The organism is Tepidibacter mesophilus (assembly GCF_002724055.1).
Taxonomy (GTDB): domain Bacteria; phylum Bacillota; class Clostridia; order Peptostreptococcales; family Peptostreptococcaceae; genus Tepidibacter_A; species Tepidibacter_A mesophilus.
Window position 1 is genome coordinate 53,020 of sequence record NZ_BDQY01000001.1, and the last position, 16,432, is coordinate 69,451.

Consider the following 16,432-nt stretch of genomic DNA (forward strand, 5'->3'; position numbering starts at 1 on the left):
TTATTCACCCACTGTACTTTCAAATTCTTCTTTCGTAACTAAAACTTTTCTAGGTTTACTTCCCTCACTTTGACCTATCAATCCTCTTTCCTCCATTTGATCAATAAGTCGAGCTGCTCTATTATATCCTATTCTAAATTTTCTTTGAAGCATTGAAGCCGAAGCTTGATTGCTACTTATTACAAGTTCTATGGCATCACTTAGTAAATCATCAACATCAGATGACTCCATATTTATTCCTTTATTTATATCTTCAATTATATCTTCTGTATATTTTACCTCTTCCACTTGGCTTTTTACAAAATTAACTACTTCTTCCACTTCATCGTCAGATATGAATGCACCTTGAAGTCTTACAGGCTTAGTAGCTCCAACAGGATAAAATAACATATCTCCTTTTCCTAAAAGTTTTTCTGCACCACCCATATCTAGTATTGTTCTTGAATCTGCCTGAGAAGATACAGCAAATGCAATTCTTGACGGTATATTAGCTTTAATAACCCCTGTTATTACATCTACAGAAGGTCTTTGTGTGGCTACTATAAGATGCATACCTGCTGCTCTTGCCATCTGTGCCAATCTACATATAGCGTCTTCTACATCATTAGGACTTACCATCATTAAATCTGCAAGTTCATCTATTATTATTACTATCTTAGGCAATTTTTCTTCTATTTTATTATTGTATCCAGTTATATCCCTTACTGAATTTTGTGCAAATAATTTATATCTTCTATTCATCTCGCTTACTGCCCAATTAAGAGCAGATGCTGCTTTTTTAGGATCTGTCACAACTGGTATAAGCAAATGTGGTATCCCATTATAATTTGTAAGTTCTACAACTTTTGGATCTATCATTAAAAACTTAACTTCATCTGGCTTTGATTTATATAATATACTATTTATAAGTGTATTAACACAAACACTTTTACCAGATCCAGTTGCACCTGCTATAAGTAGGTGAGGCATTTTTGCTATATCCGTAATTATAGGCATTCCTGATATATCTTTACCCAATGAAAATGATAGTTTTGATTCATTATTTGTAAACTCTTTAGATTCTATAACCTCTCTTAGTGTTACAATTTGAACTTGTTCATTTGGAACTTCTATCCCAACAGCTGCTTTGCCTGGTATAGGTGCCTCTATTCTTATACTCTTTGCAGCTAAGCTTAAAGCAATATCATCAACTAATCCTACAATTTTACTAACTTTTACTCCTGCTTTTGGTTGGATTTCATATCTAGTTATAGTTGGTCCTTTAGTAACTTGGTTTATATTTGCTTCTACACCGAAATCTTTTAGTGTTTGTTCTAATACTTTAGCATTCTTTAGTATTTGCTTTTTATCTTTTATATCTGTATTATTGCTAGATTCTTTTAACAAATCCAAACTAGGTATCTCATAATCCGAAAAATTCTCAACATCTGAGTCCGTTACTATTTTTATTTCTTTTTCTTTATTACTTCTATCTTTGTCCATATTTTCTACATCAGATTCTTTAATATTATTATCTTCTACAATTAATTTACTGTATACTTTATTATCTACATTATCTATTTCAGTTTTAGGTTCTTGATCAAAATTTATTATTTTTATAGGCTTTTCTTTTGAATTTTCTTCATAAGAATCTTCCCTATTGTTAATTGTAACCTTCTTTTTAGTTTTATTATTTTGTTTTTTTTCAACTGTTACAAACCCGACGACAAAATTTTTAAAAACAATAAAGCTATCTTTTAATACATTATTTAATATTTTTAATGCATCTTGTATTGATATGTTAAAACCAAATAAAGTAATAACAACCACAGCAAAACTACTAACTATATAAGAACCTTTAAGTCCAAATAATTTAATAAAATAATATGCTATTATAGTACTAAATATCCCACTCCCGTTACCCTCTATAGATATTGAAAATATTATTTTTAAATTTCGAGATATAAACGGACTATCTATTGGTATAAAATCCTTCTTCATAAGTCCATAAGTTAAAATTATTATAAATATCAAAGGATAATACAATTTGTAATTCTTTATATTTTTAATTTTATCACTATTTATTAAATTGATTACTCCTATTAAAATTATAATATATGGTACTATTATAGATAGTTTCGAGAAAAATCCCAAAAACATTACCTTGATAAAATACCCAACTTGCCCCATAGAATCAGTCTTTAAACTATATAAAAGGAATAATCCTAAAAATATCAAGCTAAGGTCTCTAAGTTCTTGCATAAACTTATTATCTAGCTTGTTTTTAGCTTGTCTTTTCTTTCTTTTTCCCATAAGCATCACCCCGTCAAAATATATAATACATAGATTATGTACATAAAGCGAAAACTTAATTCAGATGGAATCTTTATCTCAGCTGAACTTTTAATTTTCAGATAAATTGTGTATATTATTACATTAATAAAAGTGTTAATGCCTTTCACACTAACACTTTCATTTTATAATTATAACATATTATTTATTTTCCTGCGAATTTTCATCCGATTTTTCATCTGATATCAAATTTTTTAGATACTGTATTGCATCTTTTAATCCTCCTACTTCATTTATCAAATCATATTCTACCGCTTCTTTTCCGATTAGTACGCTACCTACATCATTTACAAGTTCATCTCTTGAATTCATTAATTTATTTAGATTCTCTTTATCTATATTTGATGTTCTAGTTATAAAATCTGTAATCCTTTGCTGCATTTTTCTAAAATACTCAAAAGTTTCACTTACTCCTATTACAAGTCCATTCATTCTTATTGGATGAATTGTCATAGTTGCAGTTGGAGCTATAAAAGAATAGTCTCCTGATGTTGCAAGAGGAACTCCAATACTATGACTTCCACCTAACACAAGTGTAACAGTATGTTTAGATAAACTATTTATGAGTTCAGATATGGCTAATCCTGCCTCTACATCTCCTCCTACAGTATTTAATATTATAAGCACTCCTTTTACATTCGGATTCTCTTCAATTGCGTATAATTGAGGAATTATATGCTCATATTTAGTTGTTTTTTTCTGAGGAGCAGACATCATGTGTCCTTCTATTTCACCAATTATACTTATACACTGTATTTCTTTATTCTCAAATGGTAAATTAGGAGTACCTAACTGCTTTATATCTTCTATCATATCCTTATTTTTAGACTCATCTTTATTTTTTTTATTTTCCATAATTTCCTCCTATTATTGTAGTTACATTGACAAACAATTTACATTCATCTTATTTTGCCCAATATATAGGAATTTAAGCAAAAAAATAAGTTGCTATTTATAGCAACTTATTAAAACTTAATTTATATAATTTTAAAAAAATCAAGTTACTTGTATTTTATTTTGATAAATTAAATTCTTTATGAAGAGCATTAACAGCTTTTATTAGATCTTCTTGTTTTATTAGACAAGATATAGTCATGCGTGAATCTGAAGTTTGAAGTATTTCTATTTTAGCCTCAGATAATACTCTAACTATTCTAACCATGACTCCTGGAATGCCATTTATTCTGCTACCTATTAAAGTCACTTTTGAGCAATTTTTTACTATTTCATAGGTTATATCGTATTTATCAAGTAATTTTTCAAGACACTTCAATTTTTCTTCTTCAATAGTAAATGCCTTTTCTTTAACAAAAAAATTAATCATATCTATACTTATCTCATTTTGTTCCATATCACTTAATAAATCTGTAAATGTAGTCTCTTTACAATCTATAATTTTAACTTGTGCTATACCATTTGCATTAGCTATACCAGTCATTAAATCTTTTTTATTATTCATATACGTATCTATTTCTCTTGATAAATACGAACCTATACTGGTTCCATTTTCTGGATTTGAAGTATTTTTTATTTTCAAAACAATATTATTATTTTTAGCTATTTCAACAGCTCTTGGGTGAATGACCTTAGCTCCTTTTTCAGCCATTTGAAATACGTCATCATAATTTATGCACTCTATAACTTTAGCATTTGGTTCTATTCTAGGATCAGCAGTCATTATTCCGTCTACATCTGTGTAAATTTCAACAATTTTCGCACTTAGCCCTGCTCCAACAATTACAGCTGATGTATCACTACCTCCCCTTCCAAGTGTTGTAACCTCTCCATCCTCTGTTATCCCTTGAAATCCAGTTACTACCACTACATTATTTTTTTCTAACTCTTTCTTTATTCTCTGTGGATTTACCTTAACAACTGATGAGTCTCCATATTTTCCATTAGTAATAATTCCAGCTTGAGCACCTGTTAATAATATAGAATTAATCTTTTTACTTTTTAATATATTAACAAGTAAAGTACCTGATATTATCTCCCCACAAGACATTATAAGATCAAGTTCTCTCTTTGACATATCCTCATTGGCTTGTTTACAAAGTTGTATAAGAGTATCTGTTGCGTATGGAGCTCCTTTTCTTCCCATTGCAGAAACTACAATAACTAAATCATACCCATCATCTTTGTGTTTTTTTATTATTTCACATACCTTATCCATTTTTTCATATGATTCTACTGATGTTCCTCCAAATTTTTGAACTAATATATTCATAACCTAGCCCTCCAACGTTATATATTACCTTCATATTCAATTATAATCATATCATTACCTATTTTTTTTACGTTTTTCCACGGTACCTCTAAGCTAGATTTGTCTTTCCTAAATGAAAAGAAACTTCTATCTCTTGGTATAACTAAGGACATAATTTTACCCGTTCCTTCATCAACTACCAAGTCTGATTCAGCTATAATTCCCAGTCTTTCCCCTGTTGTCAAATTAACAATCTCTTTACCAGCAATAGAAGACAATTTCATACTGCTCCCCCCTAAAAACTTAAATTTTCACTGTTTTTACCAACTACAGAAATAGCTATTTTATCTGTATTAAAAATATCTTTTATTATATTATCTATTTCATCATCTGTTACATTGTTTATTTTGTTTATTATATCTTTCGGATTATTTACTTTATTTAATAAAATTTGTGACTTACCCATAGACATCATTCTGCTACTAGTACTTTCAAGACCTAATATATAATTTCCCTTTAATTGTTCTTTTGACCTTTTTATTTCATCTTTTGTAAGACTGTACTCTCTAATTAATTTTATTTCATTAACAATAGAATTGTATACTTTATATATATTTTTTTCACTCATGCTACAAGCTATATTAAATACTCCTAATCCCTTGTTTAACGTCAAATATGAGTAAATAGAATATACCGTGCCTTGATCCTCTCTTATATTTTGAAATAATCTTGAGCTCATACTAGATCCAAATATATTGTTTACAATTGATAAAGCATATATATGTTCACTTTCAAGTCCTATACTTTCAAGCCCCATACATAAATTCATTTGCTCTATATCTTTATTTCTAGTTACGATTCCTAGATTAAAATTGCAATTATTAATGTCTATGTTTTTATTTTTTTTATTATTCCACCCTTTAAATTTTTGTTCTATGAGTTCAACCATATTATCAAAGTCGAAATTACCACATATTGATATTACGCAATTACTAGGAACATAATGTTCTTCAAAAAATTTAATCATATTTTCTTTTTTTATTTTTTGTAATGAAGTTTTTGTTCCCAATATATTCCTTCCAATTCCTTGATTTTTATAAATCATTTCAAATAGAATATCATGCGCTAAATCTTCTGGTGAGTCCTCATACATATTTATTTCTTCGAGTATAACACTTCTCTCTTTTGATATATCCTCATCTAAAAATAAAGGATTTAATATCATATCCGCCAATATATTTATCCCAGATTCTATATGTTCATCAAGCATTTTCACATAATAACAAGTTGTTTCTTTACTAGTAAAAGCATTTATGTTTCCACCTAAATTATCTACTTCCTCAGCTATTTTTTTGGCCGTTCTATTTTTAGTACCTTTAAATAACATATGCTCTATAAAATGAGACATCCCATTTGTATATTCATCTTCATGCCTACTACCGACATCTATCCAAATTCCGAAACTCACAGAGTTTACATAATTTATTTCTTCACCTACTATAACCAGACCATTATCCAAAGTATATTTTTTAGTCACTTTCTAGCCTCCCAACCTTTAAAGTTATACATCTAATTATAGTTTACATTATATATTTATTCAACATTTAAAATTCGTCTACTCACTAACGCGGTGACTCATGTCGCCAACCTGTGTTGATTTACTATATATCAAATATATCACTAAGTCTTCCAACCTCATATCCACTATTTCTTACAGTTTCTATTATGGATTTTAAAGATTGTGATGTGGCTTCCGTTGGGTGCATTAATATAATGCCAGATTCCTCTACCCCTTTTGATTTTATTCTATTTACTATTTCCTCAGGATTGTCTTTGTACTTCCAATCTATAGTATCCAATGTCCATTTTACAGGTATATAATTTAAATCAAATGCAGCTTTCACAGTATTTTCACTATAATACCCAGATGGAGGTTCAAAAAATTTAGTATCCTCATTTATTATATTATCTATTATATTCTTTGACTTTTTTATTTCATCGTAATTTGATTGATAATCAAGCTTACTATAATCAGTGTGTTTATAACCATGGTTCCCAATCTCATGACCATCAGATTTTATTTTCATGAGTATATCAGGATATTTATCTGCCCACCTGCCTGTAACCATGAAGGTTATTTTAACATTTTCTTCTTTAAGAGTTTTAAGCATACTATCTATGTATTCATTCCCCCAATCTACATTACAAGTTATGGCTACATGGTTTGAATTTTCTTTATCGCCTTTATAAAATGGTTCTTGCTTATTATCAAAGCAGGTTATACTATAGTTTGTTATAATGCTCATAATTCCAATAGCTAATATAATCAGTGTTAATGTAATTACTTTTTTCTTTTTAATTATAAATATCATAAATCCATCTCCTTTAAATTTCACTTTATCTTGAGGATACTAAGTTTAATACCTCGTCCAATATATATCTATTATCTAATTGATGGATTTATGCAATAAAAAAATAAGCACTTTACAAAGCGCTTATTTTACTTCTGTATCTTTTTTTTCAGTTTCTTTCTTTTCAGGTTTTTCAATCAATGCCTTTCTTGAAAGATTTATTCTTCCTTGTTTATCTATTTCAGTAACTTTAACTTTTACTATATCTCCTATTTTTAGAACATCTTCAACTTTTTCTACTCTTTCATGAGCTATATTAGATATATGAATTAAGCCTTCTTTTTTAGGTAATATTTCTACAAAAGCACCAAAATTCATTATTCTAGTCACTTTTCCTTCATATATTTCCCCTTCTTCAACTTCTTTAACAATAGTTAATATCATATCTTTTGCTCTTTGTCCTAATTCTTTATCCGGAGACATTATAAATACTTCTCCATCTTTTTCTATATCTATTTTAACACCAGTCTCTTCTATTATACTAGTTATAGTTTTTCCACCAGGTCCTATAACATCTCTAACTTTATCTGGATCTATTTTTAATTTTATTATTCTAGGAGCATATTCAGACATTTCTTCTCTATGAGTATCTAATGTTTTCTTCATTTCATTCAGTATATGAATTCTACCTTCTTTAGCTTGTGCAAGTGCAGTTTTTAGTATTTCTTTGTCTATACCAGCTATTTTTATATCCATTTGTATAGCTGTTATTCCATTTGGAGTCCCCGCAACTTTAAAGTCCATATCTCCTAAGAAATCTTCCATTCCTTGTATATCAGATAAAATAGCTATATTCTCATTTTCTTTTATAAGTCCCATTGCAATACCAGCTACCATATCCTTTATAGGAACTCCTGCATCAAGTAATGACAATGTACTTCCACAAACACTTGCTTGAGATGTAGATCCATTAGAACTTAATACTTCCGATACCAATCTTATTGTATATGGGAACTCTTCTTTACTTGGAATAACAGGCTCAAGTGCTCTTTCTGCAAGTGCTCCATGTCCTATTTCTCTTCTTCCAGGACCTCTTAACGGTCTTGTTTCTCCTACACTGTATGCAGGGAAATTATAATGATGCATATATCTTTTATTTTCTTCATCTTCAAGACCATCTATTATTTGTACATCACCTAGTGCTCCAAGAGTTGCTACAGTTAAAACCTGTGTTTGTCCTCTTGTGAAAAGTCCTGAGCCATGTGTTCTTGGAAGAACTCCAACTTCTGACCATATAGATCTTATCTCATCCGATTTTCTGTTATCAGGTCTTATTTTCTCATTTACAATCATATCTCTTACTAATTCTTTTATTATACTATGTAAAACAGAGTCTACATCTTTAATATTTTCTGGATATATTTGTTCAAAATGAGATAAAGTATCTTCTTTAACTTTTGCCATTTTTTCAGCTCTTTCAAGCTTTTCAATTGTTTTTATAGCTTGTCTCATATTTTCACAAGCATATTCTCTAACTGCAGCTTCAATATCATCATCAGCCTTATATAAAACAACATCTTGCTTTGACTTTCCAATTTCTGCTACTATTGTTTCAATGAATGCAACTATTTCTTTTATTTGCTCATGAGCAAACATAATAGCATCTAGCATTAAATCTTCACTTACTTCATTCGCACCAGCTTCAACCATCATAATAGCGTCTTTAGTTCCAGATACTACTAGGTTTAATTGGCTTTCTTTTTTTTGCTCTACAGTAGGGTTAACAATAAATTCTCCATCCATTAATCCTATACATATAGATCCAGTTGGACCATTAAATGGTATATCTGATATAGAAAGAGCAACAGATGAACCTATCATTGCTACTATATCAGTAGGACAATTTGGATCCGTAGACATTACAGTTGCTACAACTTGTACATCATTTCTATATCCTTTTGGAAATAAAGGTCTAATAGGTCTATCTATTAATCTAGATGTTAGAATAGCCTTTTCTGATGGTCTTCCTTCTCTTTTTATAAATCCTCCAGGTATTTTACCAACTGAGTATAGTCTTTCCTCATAATCAACGCTAAGTGGGAAAAAATCTATTCCCTCTCTTGGTTGTGAAGATGCACATGCATTCACAAGTACAACACTACCCCCATATTTTAACATACAACTTCCATTTGACATTTCACATACTTTACCTATTTCCACAGAAAGTTTTCTTCCTGCTAAATCCATCTCAAAATTTTTATACATAATTTTCCTCCTCTCATAGGTAAAAGATACTACAAATTTTAATTTTAGTAAACAATTTTATTTAAAATACGTCATATATTTATTATTCCCTAATAGGAATATATTATAATTTATTATGTATTTAAAAAGAGCAGGTAAACCCTGCCCTTTATTATTTTCTTAATCCTAATTTTTCGATTAAAGTCTTGTATCTGTTTAAATCTTTTTCTTTTAAATACTTAAGTAAACGTCTTCTGCTTCCAACCATCTTTAAAAGACCTCTTCTTGAGTGGTGATCTTTTTTGTGCATTTTTAAGTGATCATTTAACTCATTTATTCTAGTAGTAAGTAATGCTATTTGAACTTCTGGAGAACCAGTATCTCCCTCATGAGTCTTATAAGTCTCTATTATTTCTTGCTTTTTAGTTCCTTGTAACATATTAAAAACACCTCCATATTTTTTTAGCACCTATTGCTAAGCATTCGTCGGTGAATCAAATGCCGAGCAATGGTTTCAACTTTAATTATTGTAACACAACTTAGTTTATAAGTAAACTTATTTTTTATATTACATTATATTTTTTATATCCATAGACATCTGTTTCTTCAAATCCTCTAATGTATCGAACTTTATTTCATCTCTAATTCTTCTTATGAAAATAACAGATACTTCCTTCTCATATAAATCTCCATTGTATTGAAGTATATACGTTTCAACTGTAAATTCATTTTGCTTAACAGTTGGGCTGTATCCTACATTGGTTGCACCATTATAGATTTTCCCATCTATATTTACTTTTGTTTGATACACGCCAACCTTAGGAACCAATATGTTGTCATCATATTTCAAGTTAATAGTTGGAAATCCTAAATTTCTTCCTATTTTTTTACCATGTACAACAATTCCTTTAATTTCATAATCTCTTCCTAAAAATTCGCTAACTTTATCTACATCCCCAATTTCTAGCAAATTCCTTACATAAGTACTGCTTATTCTTATATTTTTCAAGCAAATAGGCTTCATAACCTTTACATCAAAACCATAAATCTTCCCCATATTTTTCAAAAACTGAGCATTTCCACCTCTATTTTGACCAAATCTAAAATCATGTCCTATAACTACTTGTTTTGCATTCAATTTATCCTTCAGAATTGTCTGTATATATTCCTTTGGATCTAATTTTATTATAAATTCATCAAATGGTATAGCAACAATTATATCTATTCCCATTTGATTTATAATTCTATATTTTTCTTCTTTAGTAATTATATTTTTTAGTTTGTCTTTTTTAAAAAAATTAACAGGATGATTAGTAAATGTAAAAAGTACACTCTTAATTTTTTTCTTTTTAGCGATTAATATAGCATCTCTTATTATTTTTTGATGGCCTTTATGTACTCCATCAAAATTTCCAATAGTTACAACAGTATCGTGGTCTATATTTAGATCTTGTAAATCTGTAATTATCTTCATCATACTCAGCTCCAATAATTAAATAAATAATTTATGGCTTTTTAATAATATATTATTGTCTTGTATTTTTATTTTCCCAATTGCACAGAACTCATCATCTATATATACTTTTACCAGTTCCTCATCCTGATATTGTTGGTTAATTATTAGACCTTTTTGATATATAGTATTCCCGTTAGAAAATGCCTTGAATGCACTTTTCTTTAAAGCTATTTCTTTATAATCTACAAGAGGATAGTCTATTCCTATTATATATTCTTGTAATTTAAAGTCTTTAGATGCTTGTTCAATTTCTTCGAGTGTATATGCATTTTCAATATCAAAATTTCCAGATTTAGTTCTAAGTAAAAACGACATATAAGCACCTACTCCAAGTTCATCTCCTATATCCTTACAAAGACTTCTAATATAAGTTCCCTTAGAAACGGTAGCTTCAAATAATACTTTTTGATTATCTATATTTTTTATTTTTATATCTTTTACTAATACTTTTCTTGATTTAATTTCAACATCAGTTTGTCCATTTCTAGCTAGTTCGTACAGCCTTTTCCCATTAACTTTTATAGCCGAGTATATAGGAGGTGTTTGTGTTATTTCTCCCTCAAATTTTTTAAATACCTTATATATTTCTTCTTTACTTATATAATCTGAGTCCTTTTTTTCTACAATTTGACCAAAAGAATCATACGTATCTGTTTGTATACCAAGTGTTAACTCTGCTATATAAGTTTTTTCTTTATTTAATATAAGTTCCGCTATTTTTGTAGCCTTTCCAAGGCATATAGGTAGCACTCCAGCAGCATTTGGATCTAAGGTTCCTGTGTGTCCTACTTTTTTCATATTTGCAATTCTTCTAATTCTCGATACAACATCATGAGATGTCATACCTGTTGGCTTTAGTATATTAAGTATTCCATTCATATTATCACTCTCTTAAATATGCTTTATTACTTCTTCTATGATTGTTATTTTTGCATTCTCTAAAGAATCATTTATTGTACATCCAGAAGCTCTTACATGACCTCCGCCTCCAAATACTTTTGCTATCTCACTAACATCAATATATGATTTTGATCTTAAGCTTATTTTAATTTGATTAAATTTCTTTTGCTTAAATAAAATACCAACTTCTACTCCATTTATATCTCTGGCATAGTTTACAAATCCATCTACATCATTAAATGTTATATTGTTATTTTTAAACATTTGAGTAGTCAATTCAATAGTAGCTACTTTACCTTGTACAACATTTAATGTATTTAAGGATTCTCCTAGTATTTTAACGTAGTTTATAGGGTTATTTTGATATATATTTTGTATTATATCTTGTTTGTCTATTCCTATTTTTAACAGATTGCATGCCATTTCAAAACTACTAGGATTAGTATTTGAATACATAAAATTTCCAGTGTCAGTTATTAACCCTGTATAAAGGCAGTTGGCTATTTTTTTGTCTATAATATTTCGATCTATTCTCATAAGCATATCATATATAACTTCACAAGTAGATGAAGCTTTAGCATCTACATAGTTTAAATCCGCATACAAATCATTGCTACTATGGTGATCTATATTTATAGTCATACTTGCTTTATCTTTTATAGTATCACTACAGCACAATCTATATTTATCTCCACAATCAAGGGATATAAGTATATAATCTTTAATGTTTATTTCCTCAGATTTATATATCTTAATATCTTTATATAAAAAATCTAAGTTAGCAGGAAGATTGTCATCTAATACGAATACAGCTTCTTTATTCATCCCTTTAAGTGCATAATATAATCCTATTGACGACCCTAAATTATCCCCATCTGGACTATAATGGGAAGTAATAATAAAATTATTACTTCCCATTATAGTCTTTATTATTTTATTCATTTGCATCATCTTCTTTTTTTGAGTTTACACTCTTAATTAAACTAGACATGTAAACCCCTTTTTCAATTGAATCATCCAATCTGAATATTATTTCAGGAGTATATCTAAGTTTAACATGTTTTCCTATTTCTTTTCTAACAAATCCACTAGCATTTTTTAATCCTTTTAGGGTTCCATCTTTATCTCCTGTAAGTACGCTAATATATATATACGCATACTTTAAATCAGAAGTTACGTTAACATCTGTAATACTTACTAGAGAAGATATTCTCGGGTCTTTTAGATCTCCTAAGAGTAATCTACTTACAACCTTTTTTATTTCTTCTCCTATTCTTCTTGTTCTAGAATATGATGCCATAGTATCTACAACCCTTCTATCTATTTTCTTTTTCTTTCATTATAAAGGCTTCTATTATATCGCCTTCTTTTAGATCGTTAAAGTTATTTAATGCAAATCCACATTCATAACCCTTAGCTACTTCTTTAGCGTCATCTTTAAATCTCTTTAAAGAATTAAGTTCACCCTCATGTATAACTATACCATCTCTAACTAATCTTACTTGAGCATTTCTCGCTAGTTTTCCTTGAATTACATATGCACCAGCTATAGTTCCAACTCCAGATACTTTAAATGTAGCTCTAACTTCTGCTTTTCCTAATTCTTCTTCTACAAATTCTGGATCAAGCATACCCTTCATTGCATGTTGTATATCTTCTATAGCCTTGTATATTATTCTATATGTTCTCATATCAACTTTTTCATTTGCAGCTACATCTGCTGCTGCTCCAACTGGTCTTACATTAAATCCTATTATTATAGCATTAGAAGCACTAGCAAGCATTACATCAGACTCAGTTATTGCTCCAACAGCTCCATGAATAGCTCTTACACTTACTTCTTCATTGCTTAATTTTTCTAAAGACTGTTTTACAGCTTGAACTGAACCTTGAACATCTGCCTTTATTATTATATTAAGTTCTTTTACGTCGCCTTGTTCCATTTGTTTGAATAATTCATCTAATGATACTTTTTGACTAGCCTTCATTTGTCTTGCTCTTATTTTATCTTTTCTTTTATCTGCTATAATTCTAGCCATTCTATCATTTTCAACTACAACAAATTGATCTCCTGCTTGTGGGACTTCAGAAAGTCCAAGTATTTCAACAGGTATAGATGGAGCTGCTTGCTTTACTCTTTTACCTAAATCATTTACCATTGCTCTTACTTTACCATGTGTAGAACCAACAACAACTGCATCTCCAACTTTTAATGTTCCATTTTGAACAAGTACAGTAGCTACCGGGCCTCTTCCTTTGTCAAGTTGAGCTTCTACAACAGTTCCCACTGCTTTTCTGTCAGGATTAGCTTTTAACTCTTCCATTTCAGAAACTAATAGAACCATTTCTAGTAATGTATCTATATTTTCATTTTTAAGAGCTGAAACCGGAACAGATATTATATCTCCTCCCCAATCTTCAACCAAAAGTCCATGCTCTGTTAATTCTTGTTTTACTCTATCTTGATTTGCTCCAACTTTATCTATTTTATTTATAGCTATTATTATAGGTACCTGAGCCGCTTTTGCATGGTTTATAGCTTCCACTGTTTGAGGCATTATTCCATCATCTGCTGCAACTACAAGTATAGCTATATCTGTAACTTGAGCTCCTCTTGCTCTCATAGATGTAAATGCCTCATGTCCAGGCGTATCTAAAAATACTATTTTCTTTTTATTAACTTCAACCTCATAAGCACCGATATGTTGAGTTATTCCACCAGCTTCTTTATCTATTACCTTGCTATTTCTAATAGCATCAAGTAATGAAGTTTTACCGTGGTCAACATGTCCCATAACAGTTACAATAGGTGGTCTTGGTTTTAAATCTTCCGGTCTATCTTCTTCTATTTCTATTTCATCATCTTGTTCGTCCTCTTCGTATTGTACAGCCTTAAATCCATAATCCATAGCTATACATGCTGCTGTATCAAAATCTATTTCTTGATTCATACTTGCCATTATTCCTAATTTTATAAGTTTTGTTATAACTTCTGTAGCACTTTTTTCTATTAGTTGTGATAAATTTTGAACTGTTATTTTATCGCCCATTTTAATTTGAGTCATATTATCATTTTCACTATTTTCAGCACCTTCGCCTGAAAGTTCCATTATCAATTCTACTTCTTCATCCGTTAAAGTACTCATATGATTTGCCACAGTTATTTCTAACGATTCCAATTTTTCCATAATTTCTTTAGTTGACATTCCTAATTCTTGTGCTAATTGATAAACTCTTGTCTTTGACAAAAGCTTCACCCCCTACTAATTTCTTTTATTTTCATTGCAAATTGCTCACTTTTTATACCAATTACTGCTCTACTACTTTTTCCTATGCTTTTTCCTAATTCTTCTTTCGTAAAAGCTATTATATAAGGTACATTCCTATATTCAGACTTATCTTTAAAAAGCTTTTTTGTATTCTCCGATGCATCATTTGCTATTATAATTAATTTTATTTTTCCTTTTTTAAGTTCAGATAATGTAGTATCATCTCCTGAAACCATGTTACCGCTTCTTAAAATAATACCTAATAACGAAAGAATTTTATTGTTCATATTTTTTTATTTCCTCCGATAAAGCATTATATACATTTTCTGGAATTTCTAATTTAAAGGCTCTATTTAATGCCCTAGTCTTCATAGCTTTTTCTAAACATTCTTTACTAGCACAAATATACGCTCCTCTACCATTAGCTTTACCTGTATTGTCTACAAATATTTCTCCATCTTTATTTTTTACTATTCTTATTAATGTTTTTTTAGAGTTTCTATCCTGGCAACTTATACATTTGCGTTGAGGTATTTTCTTTTGGCTCAAGAATATCGCCTCCTCTTTTATTAATTATTAGCTTGACTTTCACTTTTTATATCTATTTTCCAGTTAGTAAGTTTTGCTGCAAGCCTAGCATTTTGTCCTTCTTTTCCTATAGCTAATGATAATTGATAATCAGGAACTACAACCTTTGCGCTTTTTTCTTGATCGTCTAATTTAACTGAAATTACTTTCGATGGGCTTAATGCACTAGATATAAATTCAGCAGGATTTTCACTATATTTTATTATGTCTATTTTTTCTTCTTTTAACTCATCTACTATATTTTTCACTCTAGACCCTTTAGCACCAACACAAGCTCCTATGGAATCTACATTTTCATCTATAGAGTGTACTGCCATTTTAGTTCTTGATCCTGCTTCTCTTGATATAGATTTTATTTGAACAACTCCATCATATATTTCAGGTACTTCTAGTTCAAATAATCTTTTAATAAGTCCAGGATGACTTCTAGATAAAAGTATTTGAGGACCTTTTGTAGTCTTTTTAACTTCTAATATATATGATTTTATTCTTTGACCCACTTCGTATGTCTCACCTGGTATTTGTTCAGTTTGATTTAACACACCCTCTATCTTTCCAAGTGAAATATATACTAAACCTTTACTTACTCTTGCTACTATTCCTGTAACTATTTCAGTTTCTCTATTTATAAATTCTGAATATATAACATCTCTTTCTGCTTCTCTTATTCTTTGAACAACAACTTGTTTAGCTGTTTGAGCTGCAATTCTTCCAAAGTTTTTAGGTGTAACCTCAAATTCAACCAAATCATCTAGTTCATAATTTTTATTGAATTCTCTGGCTTCATCTATTGATATTTCTAAAAAATCATCATATACATCATCATCTTCTACTACTCTTTTTTGAGAGTAAACCTTAACTTCACCATTGTCTCTATCTATTTCTGTTCTAACATTTTGACACGAACCAAAATTCCTTTTATATGCTGAAACCAGTGCCGCTTCAATAGTATCTATTAATATATCCTTAGAAACACCTTTTTCTTTTTCTAATTGTTCTAAAGCTTCTATGAATTCTAAATTCATTA

Annotated in this window: 16 protein-coding genes; all 16 read right to left on the reverse strand. The window is 29.5% G+C overall.

Annotated elements, in window-relative coordinates:
* Nucleotides 1–2,292, reverse strand: a complete 2,292-nt coding sequence (locus tag Tmeso_RS00235; protein WP_099187168.1) for a DNA translocase FtsK — start codon at nucleotides 2,290–2,292, stop codon at nucleotides 1–3.
* Between the two features lie 180 nt (nucleotides 2,293–2,472).
* Nucleotides 2,473–3,186 (reverse strand): ClpP family protease, encoded by a 714-nt coding sequence (locus Tmeso_RS00240; RefSeq protein WP_099187169.1) that lies wholly within the window; start codon nucleotides 3,184–3,186, stop codon nucleotides 2,473–2,475.
* Nucleotides 3,187–3,343: 157 nt separating this feature from the next.
* Nucleotides 3,344–4,558 carry an aspartate kinase gene (gene dapG / locus Tmeso_RS00245; protein WP_099187170.1) on the reverse strand — a complete coding sequence of 405 codons (1,215 nt, stop codon included), beginning with the start codon at nucleotides 4,556–4,558 and terminating at the stop codon, nucleotides 3,344–3,346.
* A 17-nt stretch (nucleotides 4,559–4,575) separates the two neighbouring features.
* Nucleotides 4,576–4,821 (reverse strand): YlmC/YmxH family sporulation protein, encoded by a 246-nt coding sequence (locus tag Tmeso_RS00250; protein WP_099187171.1) that lies wholly within the window; start codon nucleotides 4,819–4,821, stop codon nucleotides 4,576–4,578.
* 11 nt (nucleotides 4,822–4,832) lie between these two features.
* Nucleotides 4,833–6,074 (reverse strand): M16 family metallopeptidase, encoded by a 1,242-nt coding sequence (locus tag Tmeso_RS00255; protein ID WP_099187172.1) that lies wholly within the window; start codon nucleotides 6,072–6,074, stop codon nucleotides 4,833–4,835.
* Between the two features lie 124 nt (nucleotides 6,075–6,198).
* Nucleotides 6,199–6,909, reverse strand: coding sequence for a polysaccharide deacetylase family protein (locus Tmeso_RS00260; protein WP_099187173.1), 711 nt, complete (start codon nucleotides 6,907–6,909; stop codon nucleotides 6,199–6,201).
* Between the two features lie 123 nt (nucleotides 6,910–7,032).
* Complete coding sequence (gene pnp / locus Tmeso_RS00265; protein ID WP_099187174.1) at nucleotides 7,033–9,153, reverse strand: polyribonucleotide nucleotidyltransferase; 2,121 nt, start codon at nucleotides 9,151–9,153, stop codon at nucleotides 7,033–7,035.
* 151 nt (nucleotides 9,154–9,304) lie between these two features.
* Nucleotides 9,305–9,571 (reverse strand): 30S ribosomal protein S15, encoded by a 267-nt coding sequence (gene rpsO / locus Tmeso_RS00270; RefSeq protein WP_099187175.1) that lies wholly within the window; start codon nucleotides 9,569–9,571, stop codon nucleotides 9,305–9,307.
* Between the two features lie 129 nt (nucleotides 9,572–9,700).
* On the reverse strand, nucleotides 9,701–10,606 hold the full coding sequence (locus Tmeso_RS00275) for a bifunctional riboflavin kinase/FAD synthetase (protein WP_187296166.1): 906 nt from the start codon (nucleotides 10,604–10,606) through the stop codon (nucleotides 9,701–9,703).
* An 18-nt stretch (nucleotides 10,607–10,624) separates the two neighbouring features.
* The gene (truB, locus tag Tmeso_RS00280; protein WP_099187177.1) at nucleotides 10,625–11,527 is read right to left on the reverse strand and encodes a tRNA pseudouridine(55) synthase TruB; all 903 of its coding nucleotides are present in this window, start codon (nucleotides 11,525–11,527) and stop codon (nucleotides 10,625–10,627) included.
* Nucleotides 11,528–11,539: 12 nt separating this feature from the next.
* Nucleotides 11,540–12,490 (reverse strand): DHH family phosphoesterase, encoded by a 951-nt coding sequence (locus Tmeso_RS00285; RefSeq protein WP_330400271.1) that lies wholly within the window; start codon nucleotides 12,488–12,490, stop codon nucleotides 11,540–11,542.
* The gene (rbfA, locus tag Tmeso_RS00290; RefSeq protein WP_099187179.1) at nucleotides 12,483–12,848 is read right to left on the reverse strand and encodes a 30S ribosome-binding factor RbfA; all 366 of its coding nucleotides are present in this window, start codon (nucleotides 12,846–12,848) and stop codon (nucleotides 12,483–12,485) included. Before rbfA ends, Tmeso_RS00285 begins: the two co-directional genes overlap by 8 nt.
* Before the next feature lie 16 nt (nucleotides 12,849–12,864).
* Nucleotides 12,865–14,796, reverse strand: a complete 1,932-nt coding sequence (gene infB, locus Tmeso_RS00295; RefSeq protein WP_099187180.1) for a translation initiation factor IF-2 — start codon at nucleotides 14,794–14,796, stop codon at nucleotides 12,865–12,867.
* Nucleotides 14,797–14,801: 5 nt separating this feature from the next.
* On the reverse strand, nucleotides 14,802–15,104 hold the full coding sequence (locus tag Tmeso_RS00300) for a L7Ae/L30e/S12e/Gadd45 family ribosomal protein (protein WP_099187181.1): 303 nt from the start codon (nucleotides 15,102–15,104) through the stop codon (nucleotides 14,802–14,804).
* Complete coding sequence (gene rnpM, locus Tmeso_RS00305; RefSeq protein WP_099187182.1) at nucleotides 15,094–15,366, reverse strand: RNase P modulator RnpM; 273 nt, start codon at nucleotides 15,364–15,366, stop codon at nucleotides 15,094–15,096. The genes Tmeso_RS00300 and rnpM overlap by 11 nt, the downstream gene beginning before the upstream one ends.
* 20 nt (nucleotides 15,367–15,386) lie before the next feature.
* Nucleotides 15,387–16,430 (reverse strand): transcription termination factor NusA, encoded by a 1,044-nt coding sequence (gene nusA, locus Tmeso_RS00310; protein ID WP_099187183.1) that lies wholly within the window; start codon nucleotides 16,428–16,430, stop codon nucleotides 15,387–15,389.
* Nucleotides 16,431–16,432: the final 2 nt, after the last annotated feature.

Excerpts from the sequence above, each read along its gene's own strand:
- nusA (WP_099187183.1), bottom strand. The coding sequence starts at position 16,430 with ATGAATTTAGAATTCATAGAAGCTTTAGAACAATTAGAAAAAGAAAAA.
- rpsO (WP_099187175.1), bottom strand. The coding sequence starts at position 9,571 with ATGTTACAAGGAACTAAAAAGCAAGAAATAATAGAGACTTATAAGACT.
- dapG (WP_099187170.1), bottom strand. The coding sequence starts at position 4,558 with ATGAATATATTAGTTCAAAAATTTGGAGGAACATCAGTAGAATCATAT.
- truB (WP_099187177.1), bottom strand. The coding sequence starts at position 11,527 with ATGAATGGAATACTTAATATACTAAAGCCAACAGGTATGACATCTCAT.
- pnp (WP_099187174.1), bottom strand. The coding sequence starts at position 9,153 with ATGTATAAAAATTTTGAGATGGATTTAGCAGGAAGAAAACTTTCTGTG.
- Tmeso_RS00300 (WP_099187181.1), bottom strand. The coding sequence starts at position 15,104 with ATGAACAATAAAATTCTTTCGTTATTAGGTATTATTTTAAGAAGCGGT.
- Tmeso_RS00285 (WP_330400271.1), bottom strand. The coding sequence starts at position 12,490 with ATGAATAAAATAATAAAGACTATAATGGGAAGTAATAATTTTATTATT.
- Tmeso_RS00240 (WP_099187169.1), bottom strand. The coding sequence starts at position 3,186 with ATGGAAAATAAAAAAAATAAAGATGAGTCTAAAAATAAGGATATGATA.
- Tmeso_RS00250 (WP_099187171.1), bottom strand. The coding sequence starts at position 4,821 with ATGAAATTGTCTTCTATTGCTGGTAAAGAGATTGTTAATTTGACAACA.
- rbfA (WP_099187179.1), bottom strand. The coding sequence starts at position 12,848 with ATGGCATCATATTCTAGAACAAGAAGAATAGGAGAAGAAATAAAAAAG.
- Tmeso_RS00235 (WP_099187168.1), bottom strand. The coding sequence starts at position 2,292 with ATGGGAAAAAGAAAGAAAAGACAAGCTAAAAACAAGCTAGATAATAAG.
- Tmeso_RS00275 (WP_187296166.1), bottom strand. The coding sequence starts at position 10,606 with ATGAAGATAATTACAGATTTACAAGATCTAAATATAGACCACGATACT.
- Tmeso_RS00260 (WP_099187173.1), bottom strand. The coding sequence starts at position 6,909 with ATGATATTTATAATTAAAAAGAAAAAAGTAATTACATTAACACTGATT.